This is a genomic window from Dietzia sp. SL131 (assembly GCF_026672565.1).
GTDB lineage: Bacteria > Actinomycetota > Actinomycetes > Mycobacteriales > Mycobacteriaceae > Dietzia > Dietzia kunjamensis.
Map to the genome: position 1 here is coordinate 60,570 of NZ_JAPPRI010000004.1, position 20,353 is coordinate 80,922.

General features: G+C 62.6%; 17 protein-coding genes, 2 pseudogenes and 1 riboswitch. Of the genes and pseudogenes, 12 read left to right on the forward strand and 7 right to left on the reverse strand.

Features of this window, described 5'->3' with window-relative positions; all coding sequences use genetic code 11:
- Positions 1-222 precede the first annotated feature (222 nt).
- Both OVA21_RS19120 and OVA21_RS19125 read right to left on the reverse strand, forming a co-directional pair.
- Entirely contained in the window at positions 223-558 is a 336-nt protein-coding gene (locus OVA21_RS19120) for a type II toxin-antitoxin system HicB family antitoxin (RefSeq protein ID WP_268093230.1), read from the reverse strand.
- A complete protein-coding gene (locus OVA21_RS19125; RefSeq protein WP_268093231.1) occupies positions 555-806 on the reverse strand; it encodes a toxin HicA in 252 nt (83 codons plus the stop codon). Before OVA21_RS19125 ends, OVA21_RS19120 begins: the two co-directional genes overlap by 4 nt.
- A gap of 390 nt (positions 807-1,196) precedes the next feature.
- Between OVA21_RS19125 and OVA21_RS19130 the strand changes: the two genes are divergently transcribed.
- The 4 genes from OVA21_RS19130 to OVA21_RS19145 all read left to right on the forward strand — a co-directional run bounded on the left by OVA21_RS19130 (position 1,197) and on the right by OVA21_RS19145 (position 6,170).
- Positions 1,197-2,951, forward strand: coding sequence for a type I restriction enzyme HsdR N-terminal domain-containing protein (locus tag OVA21_RS19130; RefSeq protein WP_268093232.1), 1,755 nt, complete (start codon positions 1,197-1,199; stop codon positions 2,949-2,951).
- Positions 2,944-4,500 carry a type ISP restriction/modification enzyme gene (locus tag OVA21_RS19135; RefSeq protein WP_268093233.1) on the forward strand — a complete coding sequence of 519 codons (1,557 nt, stop codon included), beginning with the start codon at positions 2,944-2,946 and terminating at the stop codon, positions 4,498-4,500. The genes OVA21_RS19130 and OVA21_RS19135 overlap by 8 nt, the downstream gene beginning before the upstream one ends.
- Before the next feature lie 223 nt (positions 4,501-4,723).
- Positions 4,724-5,656, forward strand: coding sequence for a hypothetical protein (locus OVA21_RS19140; protein WP_268093234.1), 933 nt, complete (start codon positions 4,724-4,726; stop codon positions 5,654-5,656).
- A gap of 4 nt (positions 5,657-5,660) precedes the next feature.
- Entirely contained in the window at positions 5,661-6,170 is a 510-nt protein-coding gene (locus OVA21_RS19145) for a hypothetical protein (RefSeq protein ID WP_268093235.1), read from the forward strand.
- A gap of 337 nt (positions 6,171-6,507) precedes the next feature.
- On the opposite strand, the gene OVA21_RS19150 is transcribed toward OVA21_RS19145, so the two are convergent.
- Together OVA21_RS19150 and cmtR are read right to left on the reverse strand one after the other, a co-directional pair.
- Positions 6,508-7,107: a cadmium resistance transporter gene (locus OVA21_RS19150; protein WP_442778967.1), complete on the reverse strand. Its 600-nt coding sequence runs from the start codon at positions 7,105-7,107 to the stop codon at positions 6,508-6,510.
- The gene (cmtR, locus tag OVA21_RS19155) at positions 7,104-7,463 is read right to left on the reverse strand and encodes a Cd(II)/Pb(II)-sensing metalloregulatory transcriptional regulator CmtR (RefSeq protein WP_268093236.1); all 360 of its coding nucleotides are present in this window, start codon (positions 7,461-7,463) and stop codon (positions 7,104-7,106) included. The genes OVA21_RS19150 and cmtR overlap by 4 nt, the downstream gene beginning before the upstream one ends.
- A 209-nt stretch (positions 7,464-7,672) precedes the next feature.
- Here cmtR and OVA21_RS19160 point away from each other — a divergent pair, with 209 nt between their 5' ends.
- Together OVA21_RS19160 and OVA21_RS19165 are read left to right on the forward strand one after the other, a co-directional pair.
- Positions 7,673-8,269 (forward strand): recombinase family protein, encoded by a 597-nt coding sequence (locus tag OVA21_RS19160; protein ID WP_268093237.1) that lies wholly within the window; start codon positions 7,673-7,675, stop codon positions 8,267-8,269.
- A gap of 192 nt (positions 8,270-8,461) precedes the next feature.
- On the forward strand, positions 8,462-9,241 hold the full coding sequence (locus OVA21_RS19165; RefSeq protein ID WP_268093238.1) for a recombinase family protein: 780 nt from the start codon (positions 8,462-8,464) through the stop codon (positions 9,239-9,241).
- Positions 9,242-9,445: 204 nt separating this feature from the next.
- On the opposite strand, the gene OVA21_RS19170 is transcribed toward OVA21_RS19165, so the two are convergent.
- Together OVA21_RS19170 and OVA21_RS19175 are read right to left on the reverse strand one after the other, a co-directional pair.
- A complete protein-coding gene (locus OVA21_RS19170) occupies positions 9,446-10,021 on the reverse strand; it encodes a hypothetical protein (protein WP_268093239.1) in 576 nt (191 codons plus the stop codon).
- Entirely contained in the window at positions 10,018-10,347 is a 330-nt protein-coding gene (locus OVA21_RS19175) for a PadR family transcriptional regulator (RefSeq protein ID WP_268093240.1), read from the reverse strand. The genes OVA21_RS19170 and OVA21_RS19175 overlap by 4 nt, the downstream gene beginning before the upstream one ends.
- A gap of 353 nt (positions 10,348-10,700) precedes the next feature.
- Here OVA21_RS19175 and OVA21_RS19445 point away from each other — a divergent pair, with 353 nt between their 5' ends.
- The 5 genes from OVA21_RS19445 to OVA21_RS19195 all read left to right on the forward strand — a co-directional run bounded on the left by OVA21_RS19445 (position 10,701) and on the right by OVA21_RS19195 (position 17,967).
- Positions 10,701-11,420, forward strand: coding sequence for an Abi family protein (locus OVA21_RS19445; RefSeq protein ID WP_442778968.1), 720 nt, complete (start codon positions 10,701-10,703; stop codon positions 11,418-11,420).
- Between the two features lie 374 nt (positions 11,421-11,794).
- Positions 11,795-13,540 (forward strand): diadenylate cyclase, encoded by a 1,746-nt coding sequence (locus OVA21_RS19180; protein ID WP_268093241.1) that lies wholly within the window; start codon positions 11,795-11,797, stop codon positions 13,538-13,540.
- Between the two features lie 413 nt (positions 13,541-13,953).
- Positions 13,954-14,137: riboswitch (cobalamin riboswitch) on the forward strand.
- A gap of 850 nt (positions 14,138-14,987) precedes the next feature.
- Positions 14,988-16,088: a FecCD family ABC transporter permease gene (locus tag OVA21_RS19185; protein ID WP_239550203.1), complete on the forward strand. Its 1,101-nt coding sequence runs from the start codon at positions 14,988-14,990 to the stop codon at positions 16,086-16,088.
- The gene (locus tag OVA21_RS19190; RefSeq protein ID WP_268093242.1) at positions 16,085-16,897 is read left to right on the forward strand and encodes an ABC transporter ATP-binding protein; all 813 of its coding nucleotides are present in this window, start codon (positions 16,085-16,087) and stop codon (positions 16,895-16,897) included. The genes OVA21_RS19185 and OVA21_RS19190 overlap by 4 nt, the downstream gene beginning before the upstream one ends.
- Entirely contained in the window at positions 16,894-17,967 is a 1,074-nt protein-coding gene (locus tag OVA21_RS19195) for an ABC transporter substrate-binding protein (RefSeq protein ID WP_268093243.1), read from the forward strand. Before OVA21_RS19190 ends, OVA21_RS19195 begins: the two co-directional genes overlap by 4 nt.
- A gap of 206 nt (positions 17,968-18,173) precedes the next feature.
- On the opposite strand, the pseudogene OVA21_RS19200 reads toward OVA21_RS19195, so the two are convergent.
- Positions 18,174-18,491: pseudogene (locus tag OVA21_RS19200) on the reverse strand (transposase); the annotation flags it as partial.
- Between the two features lie 551 nt (positions 18,492-19,042).
- On the opposite strand from OVA21_RS19200, the pseudogene OVA21_RS19205 reads away from it, so the two are divergent.
- A pseudogene (locus tag OVA21_RS19205) lies at positions 19,043-20,353 on the forward strand (ISL3 family transposase); the annotation flags it as partial.

Below are 20,353 nucleotides of genomic sequence, written 5' to 3' on the forward strand. Positions count from 1 at the left end.
AACAGCGAGGTCCGACCGGCCGTCGGGGCCTGTCTCAGGGGGTGTCACATTTGATCCTCGATCAGCTGATGGCGCGCCCGAGCGTCGACGAGCGCCGAGGGCGATCCGTTCACGTCGCAGGGGCCAGAAACGTCGATCTCCTGCACAGTTGTACCCCGCTGATCTGCGTACTTGACGGAATGCAACATTAGCGGCGCATGCGCCTACTTCGCAGACGGCGGATTACGCGCTGGCGAGTCGCTGGGCGGCCCATTGGTTCAGGGAGACGTGGTTTTCTGCTGCCTCCATCACCAGACGTCGATGGACCTCTGCGGAGGTGCGGACGTAGATGGTGCCACTGTAGGAGCGTTCGGCGAACGGCTGCGGCACCATCTCGCCCGCGGCGGTGAGGTCGTCGACGACGCCGGCCACGACCTCAACGAGGCCTTGGAGGGCGTCTGTTTGGTCCTGCTCGAGGTAGGACAGTGACGGAAACTCCAGCACGGTAGCTACGTACTCGTTGTCTTCGGGGGACCACTGAACTCGGTACGAATAGCGACGGACATCGATATCGCTCATGACTGCTCCTCCATCTTCTTGATCGCTGCGAGTACCTGTTTGACCTGGTACGGCTTAGCCTCCCCGTTCTTGCCTCGCTGAATGTTCACTCGGGGGTCGCCCGGCCAGGGCATCTTGAACACCGCATGGCTGGTGCCCTGCTGGCGAGGCTCACCGAAGACTCGCAGGCACAGTGCGTGCAGATCGTTGTAGGACACCGACTTCGGGTTGCGCTCGATTGCGGCTCTGAGCTTGTCGGCCTTCGTCACCACCACATGCTAGCGCATGCGCTAGCATGTGGCCACCATCACCAAGGCCAGGGAAGACAGGGCGCCAGCTGGTGCCGAGGACCGGCGCTCTTAGGTGCTACCTGACTGGTGAGGGCACGTGGACTGTGCGTCAGCGGCGGGGATTGGGCAGACGATCGGTACGGTCAGTCCTGGCGTGAAAGCCAATGTCGCTCTTCTGACCTGCGAATTTAACGGAATCACGCTTATCGGCGGAACGTCCAGGAGATGGGGGAGGGCAGATTGCTATGCGCTCGCGATAGCGACGTGCGTCAGTTTCAAACAGCTGTCTATCGTTAGCTCCCGTAGAGTTCCGCGGGAACTGCTCTTGGCGGTCCAAGTTGACCCGTGGGCGCCATAGGAGGGAGTGCAGTGACGTTTGCTGACATAGTTTCGGACTATGGCAAGACTGCGAAGGCGCGGCTCACCGGACCCGGCGAGCGCGAGGCTCTTCTGGTCACGCCGATAGCGCAGTTTATTGAGCAAGCAGGTGAACTGTTCGGCCTCAAAGTGATCCCTCACGACGAGGTCACTGAACTCGAAGGCTCGGTTCGTCCCGATTTCGGTGTTCGCGTCAACGGTGGTGTCATCGGACACATTGAGTTGAAGGCTCCCGGTACCAGCCTCAACCCATCCACGTATGGGCCGAGCACCCACAATTACAAGCAGTGGCAGCGACTTAAGGAATTGCCAAATCTGCTTCACACCAACGGCACTGAGTTTCGGCTGTGGCGATTCGGCGAGCTGGTCGACGAACCAGTCAGTGTCCACGCTGCGGACCTGGAGCACCACAAGGGCATTCTGAAGGCCCCCGGACGCCTCGAACTCATCGTGGGGTCCTTCCTCCGGTGGAGCCCCGTTCCGATCACCTCGGTGCCGAAACTAGTAGACACGCTTGCACCCCTTTCTCGCCTCCTCCGCGAGGAAGTGCACGACGCACTCCGGGCGGAGCGCAAGGTTATCAAGGGCGGCGCTGACCCGACGACGATGCCGTTCACCGGGATTGCCAAGGACTGGAGACGCCTACTCTTCCCGCAAGCCCGAGACGCCGAGTTTGCAGACGGGTTCGCGCAAACGGTCGTATTTGCTCTGCTGTTGGCGCTCAGCGAAGGCATCGATCTTGGCAACTCCCCGATCCGCGACGTGGCTAAGCAACTGGAAAGCCACCACACCCTCATGGGCAAGGCGCTGAACCTGCTTACGGAACACGTCGAGGGCACCCCGACTTGGACCGCTATCGAGATCATCGTCCGCGTCCTCGACGCTGCGGACTGGATACGACTGCAGGCGTCCGGTGACCTCCTTTACCTCCACCTTTACGAGGACTTCCTTGCCAGCTACGACCCCGAGAAGCGTCGCAAGTCCGGCTCGTACTACACACCTGTTCCTGTCGTCGATGCGATGGTTCGGCTTACCGATACCGTCCTCAAGGAGTACCTCGGGAAACCTGAGGGCCTCCGCAACCCCAACGTGTCGATTGTCGACCCCGCCATGGGTACCGGCACCTACCCACTCTCGGTGCTACGCCATGTCTCCGGTGCCGCCAAAGCACAGTACGGAAAAGGGGCAGGCCCAGAGGCCGTCAGCAGTGCCGTAGCTCGATTGTTCGGTATCGAACTCCAATCGGGACCATTCTCGGTCGGCGAACTCCGGATTACTGCGGCCATCCATGAACTCGAGGCCACTATGCCCAGCACAGGCCTCAACCTGTACGTGGCGGATACCCTCGAAGACCCGCTAAGCGCCAGCGATGAGCAGCTCTCCTACACCGCTCAACTGGTTGCCAGACAGCGCCAACTTGCTAACAAGATGAAGCGTGAACGCAACATCCAAGTCTGTATCGGCAACCCACCGTACAAGGACCATGCCGGAGGAATGGGCGGCTGGATTGAGAACGGCATCGACCAAGCAACCGGCCAAACTCCCCTCAGCGCATTCAAGCTAGACGGCAACGGCAAACACGAACGCCACCTCAGCAATCTCTACGTCTACTTCTGGCGCTGGGCCACCTGGAAGGTCTTTGAATCCACCAATGATCCCGACGTGAGTGACGGGGGAAACGGCGTGGTCTGCTTCATTACTGCCACCGGCTATCTCGCCGGGCCGGGCTTCAATGGGCATGCGTGAATACCTGCGCCGAACGGCAACTCACGGGTGGATCATCAACGTGACTCCCGAAGGCAAGCAGCCGCCCGCCGCCAACGCCGTCTTCAACATCGAAACCCCGGTCGCTATTGCCCTGTTCCTTCGTGGAGAAGCCTCTGACGAGTACAGCCCGGCCGAGATTCGCTATATCGATATCGACGGCACCCGGAAAGAGAAATTTGAAGCCCTTTCCCACTTGACCTTCGACGACCCGTCGTGGCGCAGCGTGCGAACCGAATGGACAGCACCCTTCACACCAGCAGCCGCCACCACATGGGACGACTATCCGGCCGTCGATGACCTACTGCCCTGGCGCAACAACGGCATTATGGCCGGCCGAGGCTGGGTCTACGCACCTAGTGTCGACATCCTCGAAGCTCGTCTACGTGACGTGATCAACGAGGATAACGCGCAAGCCAAAGCAGAGAAATTTCTGAACGCGGATAACACGTCCTTGACCAAGACCAAGAAACCTCTGCCGGGAGTAGACACCGAACAGGGCACCAGGCGTGCGTTCCAAGACATCCCCATGCTCACCCAGTTTCAGGTGGTTCGCTGTGGCTACCGAGTGCTTGACCGCCAATACGTCATCGCGGATAGCAGGCTCCTGAACCGGCCTTCCCCCAAGCTATGGCACGGACGAGTACCCGATCAGATCTTCGCCTACGAACTCCATTCCGAATATCCCCGCACTGGCCCTGGTCTCGTCTACACCGACCTCATCCCTGACGTTCATCACTTCCGGGGTAGCGGTGGCGGACGCGCGCTTCCGAAGATCCACCCAGATGGAACCCCCAACCTAGCCCCGGGTCTGACCGCCGCACTCAGGAAGCATTTCGGCCAGATTGTCAGTGATGAAGAAGTCTTCGATTACATTGCTGGAATCGCCGGGCACTCCGGCTTCGTCGCCCAGTTCGACGATGAACTCCACACCCCCGGGATCCGAATTCCGATTACCACGGACGCTCGCCTTTGGAAGCGAGCCGTCGGACACGGACGCCATCTTCAATGGCTCCAAACCTATGGCGCGGCTGGCGCCCATCCCAAGGGATACACCGACGTCCGAGACTGCGGCATCGGAACTTTGCTCCCCAGTTACGAGGTAGCGGTCGGTCCTGGCATACCGACCAGCTGGAGCTACAACCCAGCGACGCAAACCCTCCACGTCGGGCCAGGACGTTGGGAGAATGTCACTCGGGAAGCCACTGAATACGTCGTCGGGGGCGCTAATGTCCTCACATCCTGGCTCAATTACCGCATGGCAGCGCCGAAGAAGCGCTACACCTCCCCACTCGACGACATCAACGCCACACATTGGAGCTCTTCCTGGTCAACCGAACTCACCGAGCTCCTTTCCATACTTACCCAACTAGTGAACCTCGAAGATCAGATGGCAGACCTCCTCATCGATGTCATCGCAGCGCCGCAGTTGACCAAAGATGACCTCGCGGGGGACGGCGTGAAGTGGCCAATCTCTGATGCGGATCGACAACCGCGCCTAGTCACAGATGGCACCCTCGACCTAAGATAGGCGGACTGAGAGGGGCGCTCGATGACCCAGTTGTTTGGACAGACGGTTGAGCGGGTCCTTAGTCTGACCGAATTCTCAGGAGTGCTTGATTGCGGAGTGCCGAGGTCATCCCCATTCGCCCACCGCATACATTGGCCGCGCTAACCCGTCCCTATACATTTGCTCGATACTCTCGCCGCATATCGGTACGCAATTCAGTTCTTCCCCGATTAAGGAGGCGCTAATGGGCCGCCGTGTTCTGACCGTGTCCGAGCTGACGTTCCATCAGAAACGTAAGCGCAACCCAGAAAGCTACGCCCCAGCTGATCTAGAAGGTGAAGACCTACTCGAAGTCTTCGAAGCATGGGTGAACGGGATCGATGCCTCCCAAACGCACAACGAGAAGAGGCAGACCTGGGTTAGTGTCAAGAATGTGGTCCGCTACGCACCGCGCGTAGTGCTGCTGCTTGACCTACTGGTAGGCGCCTACGGCGAGCCAGGTGAAGTGGTCGACACGAGCACGGGCAAGCCCGTAGGTCAGATCGAGGATCATGAAGCCCCGACCGGCCAGAACCGGGCTCTGCTCTTCGTGCCCGAGCACGGCGAGCGTGCCTACTTTCTGTCTGAGGAATCCTCGCGAGGCTCGGCAGGCGGGCGAATCCTGCGTTTGTTCAAGTCACACTTTAGTCAGTTCACCAATCGGATCACTATGGAGACAAGCACGGTTAGCGAGAGCGAGGCATGGCGAGATGCCGCTGAGTTGACCGAGGTCGAGGTGCGGGTGACGGGAAAGAGTTCGGACGTCGCGGACGGGCTGACCGTGAGAGTTGGCAGGATCTCTTACATCGCCCGGCCGGAGAAAAAACAGCGGTTTCCAGGCAATCTTCTGGACGCATTGCGTCGGACCGACGTCGCAGCTGAGGTTGTGTCCGTCAATGAGCTTCCAGAGGACCACGACGTGTTTGTGACCATGACTCGCGACGGCCGGTCCAAAAAGTTCCAGCTAGGCACGGAAGTTGCGCCGGCGATTCGAGAACTGCTCAATGATTCGGACAAGGGTCCGCTTACCACCGCCACCCTGGTCGAGACTTGTACCGAAAAGGTGCGCGAGCTTTCTGAGCGGACCGGAGGCGAATGGGACACGGCGTGGAGCGTGCCGACGGGGCAGGGAGCCTGACCAGATGGGCAAGGCGGCGCTATGGCGAGTTCCCGCGGACCACCTCCAGACCCTTTACGACAATAGAACGCACCGGCCTGACTGGGTAGCCATTGTCATGCAGGTTGTGGTGCCCCTCGGGGTGGGTATCGGGATGTGGAGGTTGGGGGCGAAGCTGGCCGACGTTAGCGCGGCTGTCACCGGCATCTCGATCGTTGCAGGTCTACTGTTTTCGATGGCGGTATTCCTGTTTCAGCTTCGTCTTTCACTGGGTACGGACAAGCGCCTCGGGGAGGACGACTACGTACTCGTTGACGAGTGTATGAGTAATACTTTGTGGGCGATTCTATGGGGTCTTGGATTGACGCTATTCCTCATTGTGTGTGATGCGGGAGAGTGGATCGGCGCTGACTCCTCTGGGCCGGCCTTGACAGGTATCGCTGTAGCGGCGACCACGCACTTCTTAATTGTCATTGGCATGTGCATCAAGCGGCTGCGGCGCGCGTACGAGCGCATCGCTACGAGGCGGAGCTGAGCCACCGCCCCGGTTTCTGACCAGGGCCTCGTGTGACGGCGGTCAAATGGAGTCGTCCGAATCTTGGCTCCGTAGTTCGTCAGAGGATCTGTGGGGCGATTAGGTGGGAGTATTTCCAACCTGGCTACTTCAAGCTGCGGAGCGGTGGCGACGCCCCATTGGGGTACACCCGTACGGGACGGTATGCCGCCGGCCATCGCTGCTGTGGACTTGATCGCTTTGTGGCGGTCTTCTGTGGCTACTTCTTGGCGGCGACGTACCAATCGGGCGTTCTGGCCGGAAGAATTAGAGCGAGTCGGCGGCTCACGGGTGCGTGGTGGGGTTTGCGTCGGTTCTGTCAGAGTCCGAATGCTCCGCCGCTGATCAGGATGAAGGCGCCCAGGCCGATCAGGACAGTCGGGAACAGGATATGTTCCCAGCGCTCTAGGACTTCGGCGATCGGTCGGCGGGTGGTGACGAACTTGGCCAGGCCCACCAGTCCCGCCACCAGCACCAGGAACACGATGCAGTAGGCAACTACGGCTCCCGTGCCCACGTTGAGAAAGACGGGGACGTAGACGCCGATGTTGTCGCCGCCGTTGGCGAAGGTTACGCCGGCCACGGTCCACACGGCGACGTTCTTGCCCTCGATCTTTGCGTCGTCGTCGTCATCATCGTCCCCGCGCCAGGCCTGCCACGCGGCCCGCAGTCCCAAGCCGAGTGGGATCAGCCCGAAGTAAGGGATGGCCTGCGGGGGCAGGAAGGCTCCCGCGCCCAGGGAGACGAGCACTGCGGCGCCGAGGATGCCGACGAAGCCAAGATACTGGCCGGTCAGAATGCGTGCGGTGGTTCCGCTTTGGCCTGCTCCGCGGGCGAAAAACAGCGACAGGACGATGATGTCGTCGATATTGGTGGCAATGAACAGGCCGATCGCCTGCAGGGCCGAGGACAGGATCACGCCTGCACCTCCGTGGCGTGACAACCCGGCACTGAGCAGTCGGGCTCCAAGCAGGGGGCGTTTTCGTTGACCGCGAGGGTGACCTCGACCAGGGAGGCTAGTGACTGCGCCAGATGCGGATCTGCGATCTCATAGCGGGTCTGGCGGCCTTCGGGCACGGCGACCGCGATCCCGCAGTCGCGAAGGCACGCCAGATGGTTCGACACGTTCGAACGCGTCAGTCCCAAGTCCCGGGCCAGCTCCGCCGGGTAGGCCGGCCGCTGCAGCAAGGTCAGCAGTATCCGGGACCGCGTCGGGTCGGCCATAGCCCGCCCTAACCGGTTCATCACATCCACACGCGAAACAATAGTCAGCACTTGCTGAACTATACAGCGTCTGCTGAACTGTTGTAACAACGCCTTAAAAACCTAAAGGTTTTCAAGACACTCGACCCCGCCCGGGCAGGCGGCCAGTTTTGAATCGGTTTCCTGGCTCTACGGCCACCCGCCGGTGTCTCATTAAGTCATCTTGGCGACATTCGTCTCAGGGTCGGCTTCGGTAGGGGTTTATGGGGCAGAATCGGGCCATGAGGCATCTGGGGTACACCCGCGTGAGTACCGCGAGTCAGGACGCGCAGTTGCAGTTGGATGCACTCGTAGATTCCGGGGTTCAGAAGCGCGACGTCTTCTCTGACGTCACTTCGGGGAGCCGGGCCGCGATCGAGCGCCCGGGGATGAAGCGGCTGTTGGACTACGTCGAGTCCGGCGATACCGTCGTGGTGTGGCGCATTGACCGTCTCGGCCGCTCCCTGATCGATGTCCTCAATACCGTGAACCTGCTTCGCGACAAGGGCGTGAAGATCCGGTCGCTCTCGGACGGCATCGACCCGGAGACCACCTCCGGCCGGTTGATGCTGGGCATGCTCGCCACCCTGGCCGAGTACGAGCGCGAGCTCATCACTGAACGCGTCAACGCCGGCATCGCCGCAGCGAAGCAGAACGGCACCAGGTTCGGCCGGCCCCCGGTCGACCCTGCGGTGATTGCCGAAAAACTCGACATCGCCCAGGGCGCCCGAAGAAAGGGTCGCACCGCCGCCGAAGCCGCCAGCTTGGTCGGATGGTCACGCGCCACCCTCTACCGCCACCAGCAAGCCGCCCGAGCCCTCGAGCCACTCGACCACTAATGCTGGCGGCGCCGCTAGGCATCACCGCTAGAACGCCGCCACTGGGCAGCGCGATCTGCCAGTACACCCGTGCGGGACAGAGAAGCCGCCGGCGTTCTAGCTGTGTCACAGGGTTCTGTCCGTCACTTATGAAACGGCGTCCCGCCGGGTCTAGGATGCATTGGTACACAGACCGGGCGAAAGGGTCCTCTGATGGCTGATCGGATCGGGACGTTGCGGGGCCGCTCGGGCAACAGTGGCGAGGAGGTGCTCATCGTCAGCCGCGGAAGCGTGCGGACTCGGTTCCGTCGCCGGGACGAGTTGGGTTGGAACTTCCGGGTGGAGTCGACGGACTCGGAGAACATTATCGAGCGAAAGTTACAGCCAAAGACGGATCCGAAGCCGGCTCGCCGGGCCTCGCGTCCACGTGGGCAGCGGGTGGCGTACGTGCGGGTGTCGGCTGCCGATCAGAATGAGGCGCGTCAGCTCGAGGCGGTGGGGGAGTGCGACCGCGTCTATGTCGAAAAACAGTCGGCTCGCTCGCGTGCTGATCGGGTAAAGCTCGAGGAGTGTATTAGGTATCTGCGAGATGGCGACGAGTTGGTTGTCGCCTCGATGGACCGTCTCGCCCGATCACTGGTCGATCTCAAGCAGATCGTCGGAGAGGTCACCTCCAAGGGCGCGAGCGTGGAGTTCATCCACGAGCGGGCCACCTATGTCGCTGGCGCCCAAGACCCTCGCGCCGATCTGATGCTGTCGCTGCTGGGGGCGTTCGCCGAGTTCGAACGAGCCATCATCCGTGAACGCCAGGCTGAGGGCATTGCCATCGCCAAAGTGCAGGGCAAGTACAAGGGACGAAAGCGAGTCTTAACAGTCGAGCAGATCGACAAGGCCCGCGCCCGCATCGAAGCAGGGGAGGGGCCGTCAGCAATCGCCCGAGATCTCGGAGTCGGCCGCTCCACGCTCTACCGTGCACTCCAGCGACAAAGATGAGGAGGGTGCTGGCAGCCAGTCGAGAGGCGTCGCAGTGGTCCCGATCTGCGCGGCACACTGGTAGGACGCGTCTGCGCGACATCGTGGCTGATAGCGCGAATACCCGCCCGGTGCCCGTTAAGCAGACGGTGCAGCGCAGGGCCTCCGGGCTCGTCCCGATCTACCTAAGAGGGCGGTACTGCAGCTCCGGCCCGGAGAGGCGGTTCAGGCAGCCTCGGGCCGAGCCTCCTCGGGAGCGCTTATGTCGATGATGTCGTCAATGTGGAATTTGACCACGTCGTCGTAGTTGAGAAATGCACAGACCGGGTAGTTGTCGAGGCGGCCAATCAATCGATCTCCGCGACGGTGGGTGACCCGTACCCACATCCGTTCCCCCGAGAGATCCATGCGCGGCACGTGCCACATCAGCTTAACGATGTCACCGGGCCCCACCTGGGCTTTCTCTTGGCCGTCGGGCACCCAGAACGTTTCGGGACTCTGGCGGTTGCGCTCGATTCCGGACTCGATCTTGGCTCGGTGCCAAACATGCTTACCCCACCACCATCCGATGCGAGGGGAGGCGCCGAGACGCAGCGCGACTTCTAACTGCTGGGCGACCCAGTACGGGCGCTCCCATCGCGGGACCTCGTAGAGCTCCGCTTGGAGTTCACGTCGACGATCTTCGTCGGGGATTAGCTTGACGATTAGAGCGAGTATCAGTCCGGGGGCGAGGCCGAAGATGAGTATTGAGAGTCCGAAGGCGGCCAGGGCGCCCGGGGCGCTGAACGGCGTATCAATCATGCCGGTGCCCAATTCGCTTTGACGAGCTGAAGGCCCGCGAACCGCTGCTCGCTGCTGGCTCTGTGTGCGATGGCTCCTAAGCTGCGCCAACCGTCCTGGGTGACGGTGTAGTACCGGCGGGGAGGCCGCTTTCGGGCCGGGGATTGCTCCTCCCAGTGGTCCTCCAGCCAACCCTCGTTCAACATTCGGTCAAGTTGGGGATACAGGACGCCAGAGCGCACACCTGACTTTTTCGACAGGGCGTAGCCCCAAATGCGGCCGTCGTCTTCGCGGCCCATCTCCAGGATGGCGATCACCACGAGGACAAGCGAGTGGGTAATCTTCATAGATCTAACTCTACATAGGCGGTGCCAGGGCGCAAGGGCGTGGCGCTGAAGGGCCGTCAAGCGCGACACTGATTTTGCGCCGGGCGGATGAAGGGGGCCGGACGTGGCGGAGGACGGCGCAGGACGATTCGTCGCGATAGAGGAAGATTGGTTGCGGCGCAAGGGACGGAGCCGGCTCAGTGCGTCTGCGGTCGATCCGTTGGTAGCGGGGAGCGGCAGCGCGGCGAGGTGGGTTGACAGCCGGCACTGTTCCGGACAACAAGAAACCCCGCCACAAGGTGACGGGGTTTCCGAAAAGGAAGCGCAACAGCCTCCGCTGTTGCTCGCTGTACACAGACTAGCATTACTGGGCAATGAACACCATTGCAGACGTTGAGCACCTACTCGGACGCGCCCGGCTCGCCCCGTATCTGGCTGCTACTGGCGGTGACGTCGCCGCCGCGGAGGATCTGTACCACTGGAACACGATGCTTGCTGGCGCAATTCACGCTCAGCTCTGCCATGTGGAGGTGCTGGTCCGCAATGCTATGGATCGGGCGCTGTCGGACTGGTGCCACGCCGAGGGGCATCCACGAGCGTGGACGCAGGCACAATCAACTCCGGAACTGCTGTACAAGGCGTCTGGCAAAGCAATCTTGCTGGCGCGGGGGCGAGCTGCTGGTAGTGCACACGCTCGAGACAAGAACCATCATCGGCATGGGGAGGCCCCGACTCATGATGACGTGATCGCACAGCTGACCTTCGGTAACTGGTCGTTCTTGCTCGGGGCCACTGCACGGGGACTGGAGAAGCGGCGCGCTCAGGAGCTTTGGACCCGAGCACTGAGCCCGGCGTTCCCCAACGCTTACCAAGATGACCGAGGTCGAATGTTCGTCGGGCAACGAATGGAGCGATTGAGGAACCTGCGTAATCGAGTCTCGCATCACGAGAATCTGATCAGCGTAAACGTGGATCACCGTCTACGGGACATGAACACGCTCCTGTCCAGTGTCCGCTCGGACTACCCGGCTTGGGCTATGTCCCGAAGCCGCGTGCGAGTTGTGGCAAAGCTGGATCCACGCCTGAGCTCCTAGGCGAACCCGCTTCCGGAATGGGCTACCCACCGCCGGCTCATCCAGCATGAGAGAACTGATGGCGCGGGAAGCGGATGAACCCCGATCTATCTTCCTGACCGGCCTCCGCCCGCCCCGAGGTCTCACCGACCTGCACCGGAGGTGGCACGCACCCCTGTCTGGCGATCACCTACTGCACTACAAGCACCTGCAACGTCAAAGTGCCCGCGGCGAGGTGGTCGGCGCGCCGCGCGGCCGGTGTCGCGTTGGGCGATCGTCTAACGAGTCGTTGTGGGTCAGAGTCCCTGCCTGGCTGGTGAAGCTCGGATCCGGCGCTCTCCCCAAAGATCTCGGGGTAGCTGGCTAAGCTCCCACCTGAGGAAGGGGCAAAGCTGATGATTATTAATCAATTCATGTGGGGTTTCCAGCCACACTTTCAAGTGGCTCTCGAGGCGAGTGCTAAAAGCGCATTGGACTCTATAGGAGTTGTTCTCGCCCCAGTAGCCCTACTTATCGGATTCGAAGAGGAGCCTGGCGGTCACGAGATCTGCGTTGAGCCTGAAGGGGCCGGAATCGACCCGGCGACGCTTGATAATTGCTTAGCTGAGGGAGACGCCAAGTACGACAGTCACCGCGACCGTCGTATGCGCATGTCCGATCCGGGCCTTCACGCCAGTTATCACGCCAACCTGCGTGACAGGTGCCGCGCTGAAACAATCGCCGACGCTTTAGCTTCCGTTGGCAATGCCGAGCCGCGACATTGGATAGTAGGACTATCGGCGAGGGTGGATCGCTATCGCGTTTATCCAGTTATCGGCGTACTGCGCGGAAAATGGGACGCACTACCCACACTGGCGCACCGAGAGAGTGATCACCGAGTCGAGATGTTTCTATCTCTTCAGGAGTCAGTGATCCGCGAGGTATTAAGGAGGGCGTCTTCCGCGCTCTCCACGTCCGGCCAGCCTCTAGATATTCCATATAGTGACAGTGACGAGGTCGTACGCCGAGCCACTAAGAATTTTATCGACTGCCTAGTTTACTTCAAAGGGGGATTCATGGGCGGCGGCCTTGACTCCGCCATGAATCTGATCGCAGCGCAGCCATACGAGGGGCGCGCAGGCGCAGGTACGATGCTGATGGCTAAGAGGGACGAATGCTCCATCAGTCTGGAATTCACTAATCCCATCTCGCTGAAGTCAACCCGCGCGGTTAGAAAAGCGCTTGAGATGACTAGCGGCGAACTTCATCTTGTCACGGATGGGACTGTCGCGATTGGGCTCGGCGCCTTAGTGGACAACTATGAATCAGAGGATGAAACAGCATTCTTGTTGCGTGTTCTCGGCCGAGCCTATTGGGAACTTCAGCACGCGGGTGTACCTCTATTGGCGGTCAGCGACGGCCATGCTACCGTTCCCCGAGAGCGGTTATCCCGCGAAACGTTCAGGGATGCAGTACTCAGACTTTTCGGGAGTTCTGGAGACGGTGACCGCCTTTGGGCCCTCGCACTCGCTGCGGCTGACCAAGCGCACGGGACAATGCTCGTCGTGCACGCTGATGCGGAAAGCGAAGCTAGCCGTCTGGCGCCGCCCGCAATGCGAGTCGAACCTAGCGTTTTGGAAGATTCGACTCTATCCGCTGTCTCGGCCATCGATGGGGCGGTAGTTGTCGACCCGAGCGGGAGGTGTCATGGTGTAGGTGTAATCCTCGATGGCCGCGCTAGGTCGACTATGGGGGACGCTAGCCGCGGTGCGCGATATAATTCAGCCCATCGCTACCTCGCAGAGGCAACGAGGCCGTGTCTTATCATTATCGTCAGCGAGGACGGGATGATCGATCTGATTCCAGAATTGCCGCGACGGATAAAGAAGTCTCAGGTGAACGCAGTGCTATCAGAAGTTGAGTCGTTGTCAAAGCGTGATCCTGTCGACTTTAGGCAGTTTTTTAAGCGTGAGCAGCATCTGCGCTCGTTGTCGTTTTACCTAACTGCAGAGCAGTGCGACCGTGCAAACGCGGCCCGCCGACGAGTCGAGGATTATCGCGAATTGGCGGCAAAACGGTCTGGTGAAGGCGCGCTTCGCGTTTCTTATGACGCATATAAACCAAACCCCCAGCTCGATAATTCTGTCTTCCTGCCGGAATAAACTGAAGCGGGTGCGCAGTCGGGGCTGATGCACGGATGGGTGATGATGGTTAGTGATGCTCACTGAGGGGCCTGGTGGGTCCTACTTGTCGCGTATTCGATAGGGTCAGTCTGCCTAGCTGGTCCTGGCGGCGTCGACGGTGGTAGGTGCGTTCGACTTAGGGGACGATCGTGGCACGCTATTCGTCTCGGGTGGTCCCAGAGCGACGGTCGAGGACGTCGTTCTGATTCTGGGGATGGGACCCCAAGGAGACCGTTGCGCACCTCCGAACCGGAGGGAAAAGCTCAGCTTGTCATAACGTCTGGTTATCGGTCCTGGACCTTGCGGTGACGAGCCCGTTGCCGACTGGTTGACCGGTGGTCCTACGTCCTCAGGTAAGTCCTGACCAGCCTGTCTGTTAACGTCAGCCGCGGAACCGACCGCATCTAGCCGTCCCTCACGGGGATGGGCGGGTGCCAGGGAACCCGGTGAGATTCCGGGACTGGCGCGCAGCGGTGTGGGGTACCGAACCGGCAGGATGCCACTGGACTTTGTCCGGGAAGGCGCCGGGGAGGGTTGATCCCGAGTCCGAATACCTGTCGGTTCCGCGACATCCGAGCGAACCTCGCGCACAGGTTCCGAAGAGACAAGGTCAGACGTGGACTTCACGTATGAGCCCGTCGGCGTGGGGATCAGCACCCAGGCCGAGCGGGCCATCACGACATCACCGGTACCCCACAGATCGCGACCCGATCCCGACGATCCGAACTGGCGCGGTGTCACCGAGCTGTGTGATCCCGCTACTTGGCGGGAGATCGGCCACCAGTACTCGCGCAGTCTGGGGACTGCTCATGCGGCACCCGGGTTGCTGTGTTCGCTTCAGCACTACGCTGGCCGGGCTCTGGGCCTCATGGTCGCGGCGTGGTGCGCGGACGGCACGCTGCTGCATCCGGGTCACGAGCGTTGGTGGGCTCTGATCGATCAGAGTGGTGCCACGCTCGAGGTGTCGCTGCCCGGCACTCCGGTGCTCGGGCGCGAGCAGGATCCCAGCGCATTGGTCGACACTATTCGGTGTCATATGGATGCCCTGGTGGACGCGTGTGGATGCCCTGGTGGACGCGTGCGTCGAGGCCGGCACCGTTACCCGGCGGGCCGTTCTGGGAGGGGTTGCGGCCTCGTGCGCTGGCGCGTTTGGGGCGGCACACCGGACCGCGGGCAGCATGCGGCGCCTCGCGGTTGAGATGGATGCCGATCTGGTGACCCGAGCGTTGTCCGATCGACCTTTGGTGACGATGATCCGACTGGGTGACCCGCCAACGCTGGTCCACGACCGTCACACGTGCTGTTTGATCCGACTGGGAACTCAGCGGTCCGAGTGCAACTCGTGCCCCCAGATCCCAGAGGAGCAGCGGCGCGGTCGGCAACAGCGCCGGCCTGAACGCGGCCGGATTGCCACGAGGATTGTCCGATGACCGGCACTGCTCTGCGGAGCCGGTCACGGGCGATCGCCGATGACACTTCACCGGCGTTTCGCTCCGCCCGCAGGCTCCCGCCGATCCCACTGGCAATCGTTCTCACTGTGTTGACGGTGGTCAGCGTCGTGAGTTCGGTCGCATTCGGTGCTGAGCACATTCCGGTGGGGGATGTGTGGCGGACGGTGTGGGCGGCCGTGGTCGGGGGTGAAGCTGAGCGTGCACACTCCATCATCATTCTTGACCTGCGGTTGCCTCGTTCGGTGCTTGCCGCGTTGGTGGGGGCGGGTTTGGCTCTGGCCGGGGCGGCGATGCAGACCCTGGTGCGCAATCCGCTCGCTGAGCCGTATCTGCTTGGGGTGTCGGCGGGCGCCGCGGTGGGCGCCACCGCGGTGATCACCCTGGGGTTTCTCGGCGGTCTTGGGGTGTGGGCACTGTCGGGTGGGGCGCTGCTCGGGGCGTTGGGTGCCACAGTGCTTGTTTACGCGGTGGCCAGTGCCACCGGTGGTCTTACTGCGTTGCGGCTGATCCTGGCCGGGGTGGTGCTCTCGTCGGCGTTCACTGCCGTGTCGTCCTTTCTGGTCTTCATGGCCACCGATTCGCGCTCGGCCGAGACGGTGATGCACTGGATGCTCGGCAGCGTCGCCGGGGCGACCTGGTCGAAGGTGCCTCTAGCAGCTGGTGTTGTGGCGGTGGCCCTCGTGACCGGACTGTTGCTGCATTCGTGGCTTGATGCCTACGCCACAGGCTCGGACACAGCGGCCTCGCTGGGGGTGCCCATCCGTGCTCTGCGGATCGGGCTGTTTCTGTTCCAGGGCTTGCTGGTCGGGGTGCTGGTCGCCGTGGCCGGGGGAGTCGGGTTCGTCGGCCTGATCATCCCGCACGCTGCCCGACTGGTTGTCGGTTCCACTCACCGCGCCATGCTCCCGGTGGCCGCTGCGGCGGGCGCACTGTTCCTGGTGTGGGTGGACGTGGTCTCCCGGGTGGTGGCCGCCCCTCAGGAGATGCCGTTGGGCATCGTCACCGGGATCATCGGCGCCCCGATCTTCCTGCTGCTCATGGGGCGTCGTGCCTACACCTTCGGAAACGCATCATGACCCCGACGAGCGGGGTGCACCTGGTCGCCGACGATTTGACCTGCGCCAGGGGGAAAAGGGTCATCGTCTCCGGTGTCGACCTGGATGTCCCGGCCGGGTCCCGGCTCGCTCTGGTCGGCCCCAACGGTGCGGGAAAATCGACCCTGCTCAGGGTGCTGGCCGGACTGGATGCCCCGGTGTCGGGTTCGGTGACCGTCGACGGGGCCGACGTACACAGGATGCGGTCTCGGCAGCGGGCACGCCTGATCGCTGTTCAAGGCCAGGAGGAAGCTCCCTCGGCTGAGCTCACCCTGGCAGAAGCCGTGGCGCTCGGCCGGACGCCCCACCGCACACCCTGGGCGCTGGGGGAGGAGGGCGAAAAGGACATCGTCCAGCAGGCACTGCAGGCCGTCGGCCTGGCTGGCCGCGGCGAACAGTCCTGCACGCGACTGTCCGGTGGTGAACGCCACCGCGTGGTACTAGCTCGAACACTGGCCCAGCGCACCCCGCTGCTGATGCTTGACGAGCCCACCAATCACCTGGATGCCGCCTGGCGCCTGCGCCTGATGGACGCGCTCGAGGGTCTGCGCTCCACAGTCGTGGCCGCCATCCACGACCTTGACCTGGTCTTGCGCTACTTCGACTCTGTCGCCGTCGTGGACGACGGCCGGATCGTCGCCTACGGACCGCCTCTCCACATCTTCACCGCTGAGCTCCTCGATGAGGTGTTCGGCGTCCACGGCGACATCGTCGCCCACCCACGAACCGGCCGACCGCACCTGCTCATCGGGGACGCGGTCGCCCCTACAGAAAGCAGCACTCACCCATGAACCGTTCGATCATCACGGCAGGACCCGCGCTGGCCGTAACCCTGGCACTTGTTTCCGCATGCGGCTCCGACACCACGGAAACCGCTGTCGGTAACTCCGGAGGGGAGATCACCGTGGTCAACTGCGGTCAGGAGGTTACTTACCCCGAGACTGTGGACGAGTTGTTCGCCTACGACTCGGGAATCATCTCCATCGCCCTGGCGGCCGGCGCCCGCGAGCAGATCACCGCGGTGGCCGCGGCGTCCAAAGACGAGGACCTGCTGCGCCTGGCCTACGGCGAGCAGATAGACAGCCTCAACGAGGTCACCGACAAGGGCCCGACCCTGGAGAACGTCGTCGCGGCGCAACCCGACGTCATCTTCGCCGGATGGAACTACGGGTTCTCCGAATCCCGCGGACTGACCCCGGACATCCTCGCCGGACACGACATCGGGGTCTACCAGCTCTCCGAGGCATGCCGACAGGCCGAGGGCGAGGTCCAGCGCGGGACCATGGACCCGTGGCAGGCACTCGACACCGACCTGCGCAACATCGGGACCATTACCGGCAACGCCGCCTCGGGCGCGGCAGCCGCAGACGAGGTGGCCGAGCGGCTGGAGGCGCTGCGTGCCCTGCCCGCCCCGCAGGACAAGCCCACCATCTTCCTCGTCGACAGCACGAGCGACACCATCTTGTCCTCCGGGTCGTTCGGCGGACCCCAGGGGATCATCGACGCCGCAGGTGCGCGCAGCGCCACCGAAGATGTCGCAGATACCTGGACCAGCGTCAGCTGGGAACGCCTCGCCGCCGCAGACCCGGACATGATCGCGTTCGTCGACTACGGCGAACAGACGGTGGAGGACAAGATCGCCGCGCTCAAGGCTCACCCCGCCAGCCGGGACCTCAAAGCTGTGCGCGAGAACCGCTTCGTCAATCTGCCCTACGGCATGTGGGTCTCGAGCCCGCTGAACATCGACGCGGCCGAGACGCTCCGCGCCGTCCTGGAAAAGCACGATCTCGCACCCCAGACAGGCCTCACCCCTGGCCTTGACGTGAGCGCTCTTCGTCTCGGTGGCAACGACTGGCTCTAGTTCTTCAAGGCCGTCGATGGTCGCCGAGAAGGGGGCTCACCTGATCTCAAGAGCACGGTTCGCTCTCGAAAGACCGGGACCCGGGGGGCCATGCCCCTGCCTGCCCTCGCTATGCGATCGGCAGGCAGGGGCGTGTCTTACTTGCTGGTGGCGGGCGTGTTTGCCCTGTTAGTCGCGATGTTTCTTCGTGTGGTCAGTGCCAGGTCGACCGTGATCAGCGCGGACTCGGCCCGCTTGCGGCGCTCGAGCAGCCACTCCGGGAAATAGCTGCCCGAACGCAGCTTCGGAACGGCGACGTCGACGGTCCCGACGCGGGTGTCCAGGGGCCGGTGGCGGTAGCCGTTGCGCCGGTTGGTGCGCTCGGCGGTGCGGGCGTTCCATTCGGCGCCGCACACGCTGTCGGCGTCGGCGGACAGCAGGGCGTTGATCATGGTCTGCAGCAGCTCACGCATCAGATCCGGTGATGCGTCGGAGAGGGCTTGGCCAAGCAGGCCTGCAGGGTCGACAATATGGGGTGCGGTCATCGCGATGACTCCTCGAGAATTCTTTAGACGGTTGACTCGAAGGATCACGCGGTGGCCGCTCGACATCCGTCAACGACACGGATGTCGGAGACGATCTCGGCCACCGAGTTACACCACTCTATGGGGCACTACTACATGAGCCGATCTTAAGCCACGCCCCCCAGCCAGCCTGCCACCGCGTTCGCCGCACCTCGCCCAGTAACCAACCCGGGCCGTGCTACCGGAGGGGCTCGTTTAGTGGACGCCCTGCAAATTGGCTCCGTGCGTATTCGCGCCCGCCGGAGTCTGGCGAAGAGTCCCGCGGAAGTTGTTGGTCGGGCCAGCCGTTCTGAATCCGCGGGAAGCGCCAGCGGCCACACCGTGAAGCGACCCCCGCAGGGCGAAAGGCGCGATAAGTGCCGTGTATGAGAGAGGAGCTTAAGAGGCCCTTCCGGATCCGGAGTGCGTAACAGGGGTTCGCCGGTGATGTGGTGAGGCACAAGATGTAGGGGTCCTGGGGCGTGTGAAGATGCAGGTTCTCACGCCACGCATCGAACACCCCAGGACCCGCTTTGAACGCTACCGCCAGCCTGCTTGCCGACACCATCTGCCGCACCGTTGAGCTCGGGGTGACGATCACCGACGCCGCCGTGTCCGACGAGTTCACGCACCTGTTCTGCGCCCCGGTCACACTGGACCCGGTCTGTGCCGAGTGCGGGATGGCTGGCCGTCTGCGAGACCACGTCCAGCGGAAGGTCACGGATTTACCGATCGTCGGTCATCCCACCAGACTGCACGTACGGGTACCGCGCTTCACCTGCGACAACAACGGCTGCAGCACCAGGATTTTCCAACAACGCATGCCCGCGCTGGCCGAGCCGCGGGCCAAGACCACCCGCCGCTGTACCCGCTGGATCCTGCAGCGTCTGGCTATCGACCGCACCAGTGTGTCCGCCGTGGCCAAGGCGCTGGGGCCTGGGGTGGGATCTGGTCAACGATCTCGCGGTCACCGAGACCCGCGCGATGGTCTACGACCAGCCCGGCCACTTCGACGGCGTCCGCATTCTCGGGGTCGATGAGCACAAATGGAAACACGTCCGCGGCGACGGCACGTCCTCATTCGTCACCGTTCTGGTCGACCTCACCCCGGTCGTGGAGGGCACCGGTCCGTCTCGTCTGCTGGACATGGTCCCGGGCCGATCGGCCAAGGTGCTCACCGAGTGGCTCGACGCCCGTGACCAGGCTTTTCGAGACCGGATCAAAGTCGTGACCATGGACGGGTTCGCCGGCTACCACACTGCCGCCGCCAACGCGGTCCCCGAAGCACGCACCGTGATGGATCCGTTCCACGTGGTGCACCTGGCCGCCGACAAGCTCACCGTGTGCCGCCAACGCATCCAGCAGGCCACCACCGGCCACCGGGGCCGCACCGGCGACCCGCTGTACGGCATCCGTAGAACGCTGAACACCCGGTCCGAGCTGCTCACCGACAAGCAGAAGGTCCGCCTGTTCAAAGCGTTCACCGCCCACGATGCGCACGCGGCGGTGGAGGTCACCTACGGCGTCTACCAGCGACTCATCGCCGCCTACGAGGCCTCGGGCAAGCGGGAGGGCAAGATCACCATGTACAAGCTCCTCAAATCGATCCGGGCAGGCGTCCCCAAAGAACTACCGGAGCTCGCGCAACTGGGCCGTTCGCTGTGGAAGCGGCACCGCGAGATACTCGCCTACTTCGACACCGGCGCCTCCAACGGCCCGGTCGAGGCCATCAACGGCCGCCTCGAACACCTCCGCGGAATCGCCCTCGGCTTCCGGAACCTCAAGCACTACATCTTGCGGTCACTGATCCACTCCGGACAGCTCCAGAACCGGATCAATGCACT

Bases quoted from the DNA above. Each gene is read 5' to 3' on its own strand.
- OVA21_RS19120 (WP_268093230.1), bottom strand. From the start codon at position 558: ATGAGCGATATCGATGTCCGTCGCTATTCGTACCGAGTTCAGTGGTCC.
- OVA21_RS19135 (WP_268093233.1), top strand. From the start codon at position 2,944: ATGCGTGAATACCTGCGCCGAACGGCAACTCACGGGTGGATCATCAAC.
- OVA21_RS19140 (WP_268093234.1), top strand. From the start codon at position 4,724: ATGGGCCGCCGTGTTCTGACCGTGTCCGAGCTGACGTTCCATCAGAAA.
- OVA21_RS19145 (WP_268093235.1), top strand. From the start codon at position 5,661: ATGGGCAAGGCGGCGCTATGGCGAGTTCCCGCGGACCACCTCCAGACC.
- OVA21_RS19160 (WP_268093237.1), top strand. From the start codon at position 7,673: ATGAGGCATCTGGGGTACACCCGCGTGAGTACCGCGAGTCAGGACGCG.
- OVA21_RS19165 (WP_268093238.1), top strand. From the start codon at position 8,462: ATGGCTGATCGGATCGGGACGTTGCGGGGCCGCTCGGGCAACAGTGGC.
- OVA21_RS19170 (WP_268093239.1), bottom strand. From the start codon at position 10,021: ATGATTGATACGCCGTTCAGCGCCCCGGGCGCCCTGGCCGCCTTCGGA.
- OVA21_RS19175 (WP_268093240.1), bottom strand. From the start codon at position 10,347: ATGAAGATTACCCACTCGCTTGTCCTCGTGGTGATCGCCATCCTGGAG.
- OVA21_RS19445 (WP_442778968.1), top strand. From the start codon at position 10,701: ATGAACACCATTGCAGACGTTGAGCACCTACTCGGACGCGCCCGGCTC.
- OVA21_RS19180 (WP_268093241.1), top strand. From the start codon at position 11,795: ATGATTATTAATCAATTCATGTGGGGTTTCCAGCCACACTTTCAAGTG.
- OVA21_RS19185 (WP_239550203.1), top strand. From the start codon at position 14,988: ATGACCGGCACTGCTCTGCGGAGCCGGTCACGGGCGATCGCCGATGAC.
- OVA21_RS19190 (WP_268093242.1), top strand. From the start codon at position 16,085: ATGACCCCGACGAGCGGGGTGCACCTGGTCGCCGACGATTTGACCTGC.
- OVA21_RS19195 (WP_268093243.1), top strand. From the start codon at position 16,894: ATGAACCGTTCGATCATCACGGCAGGACCCGCGCTGGCCGTAACCCTG.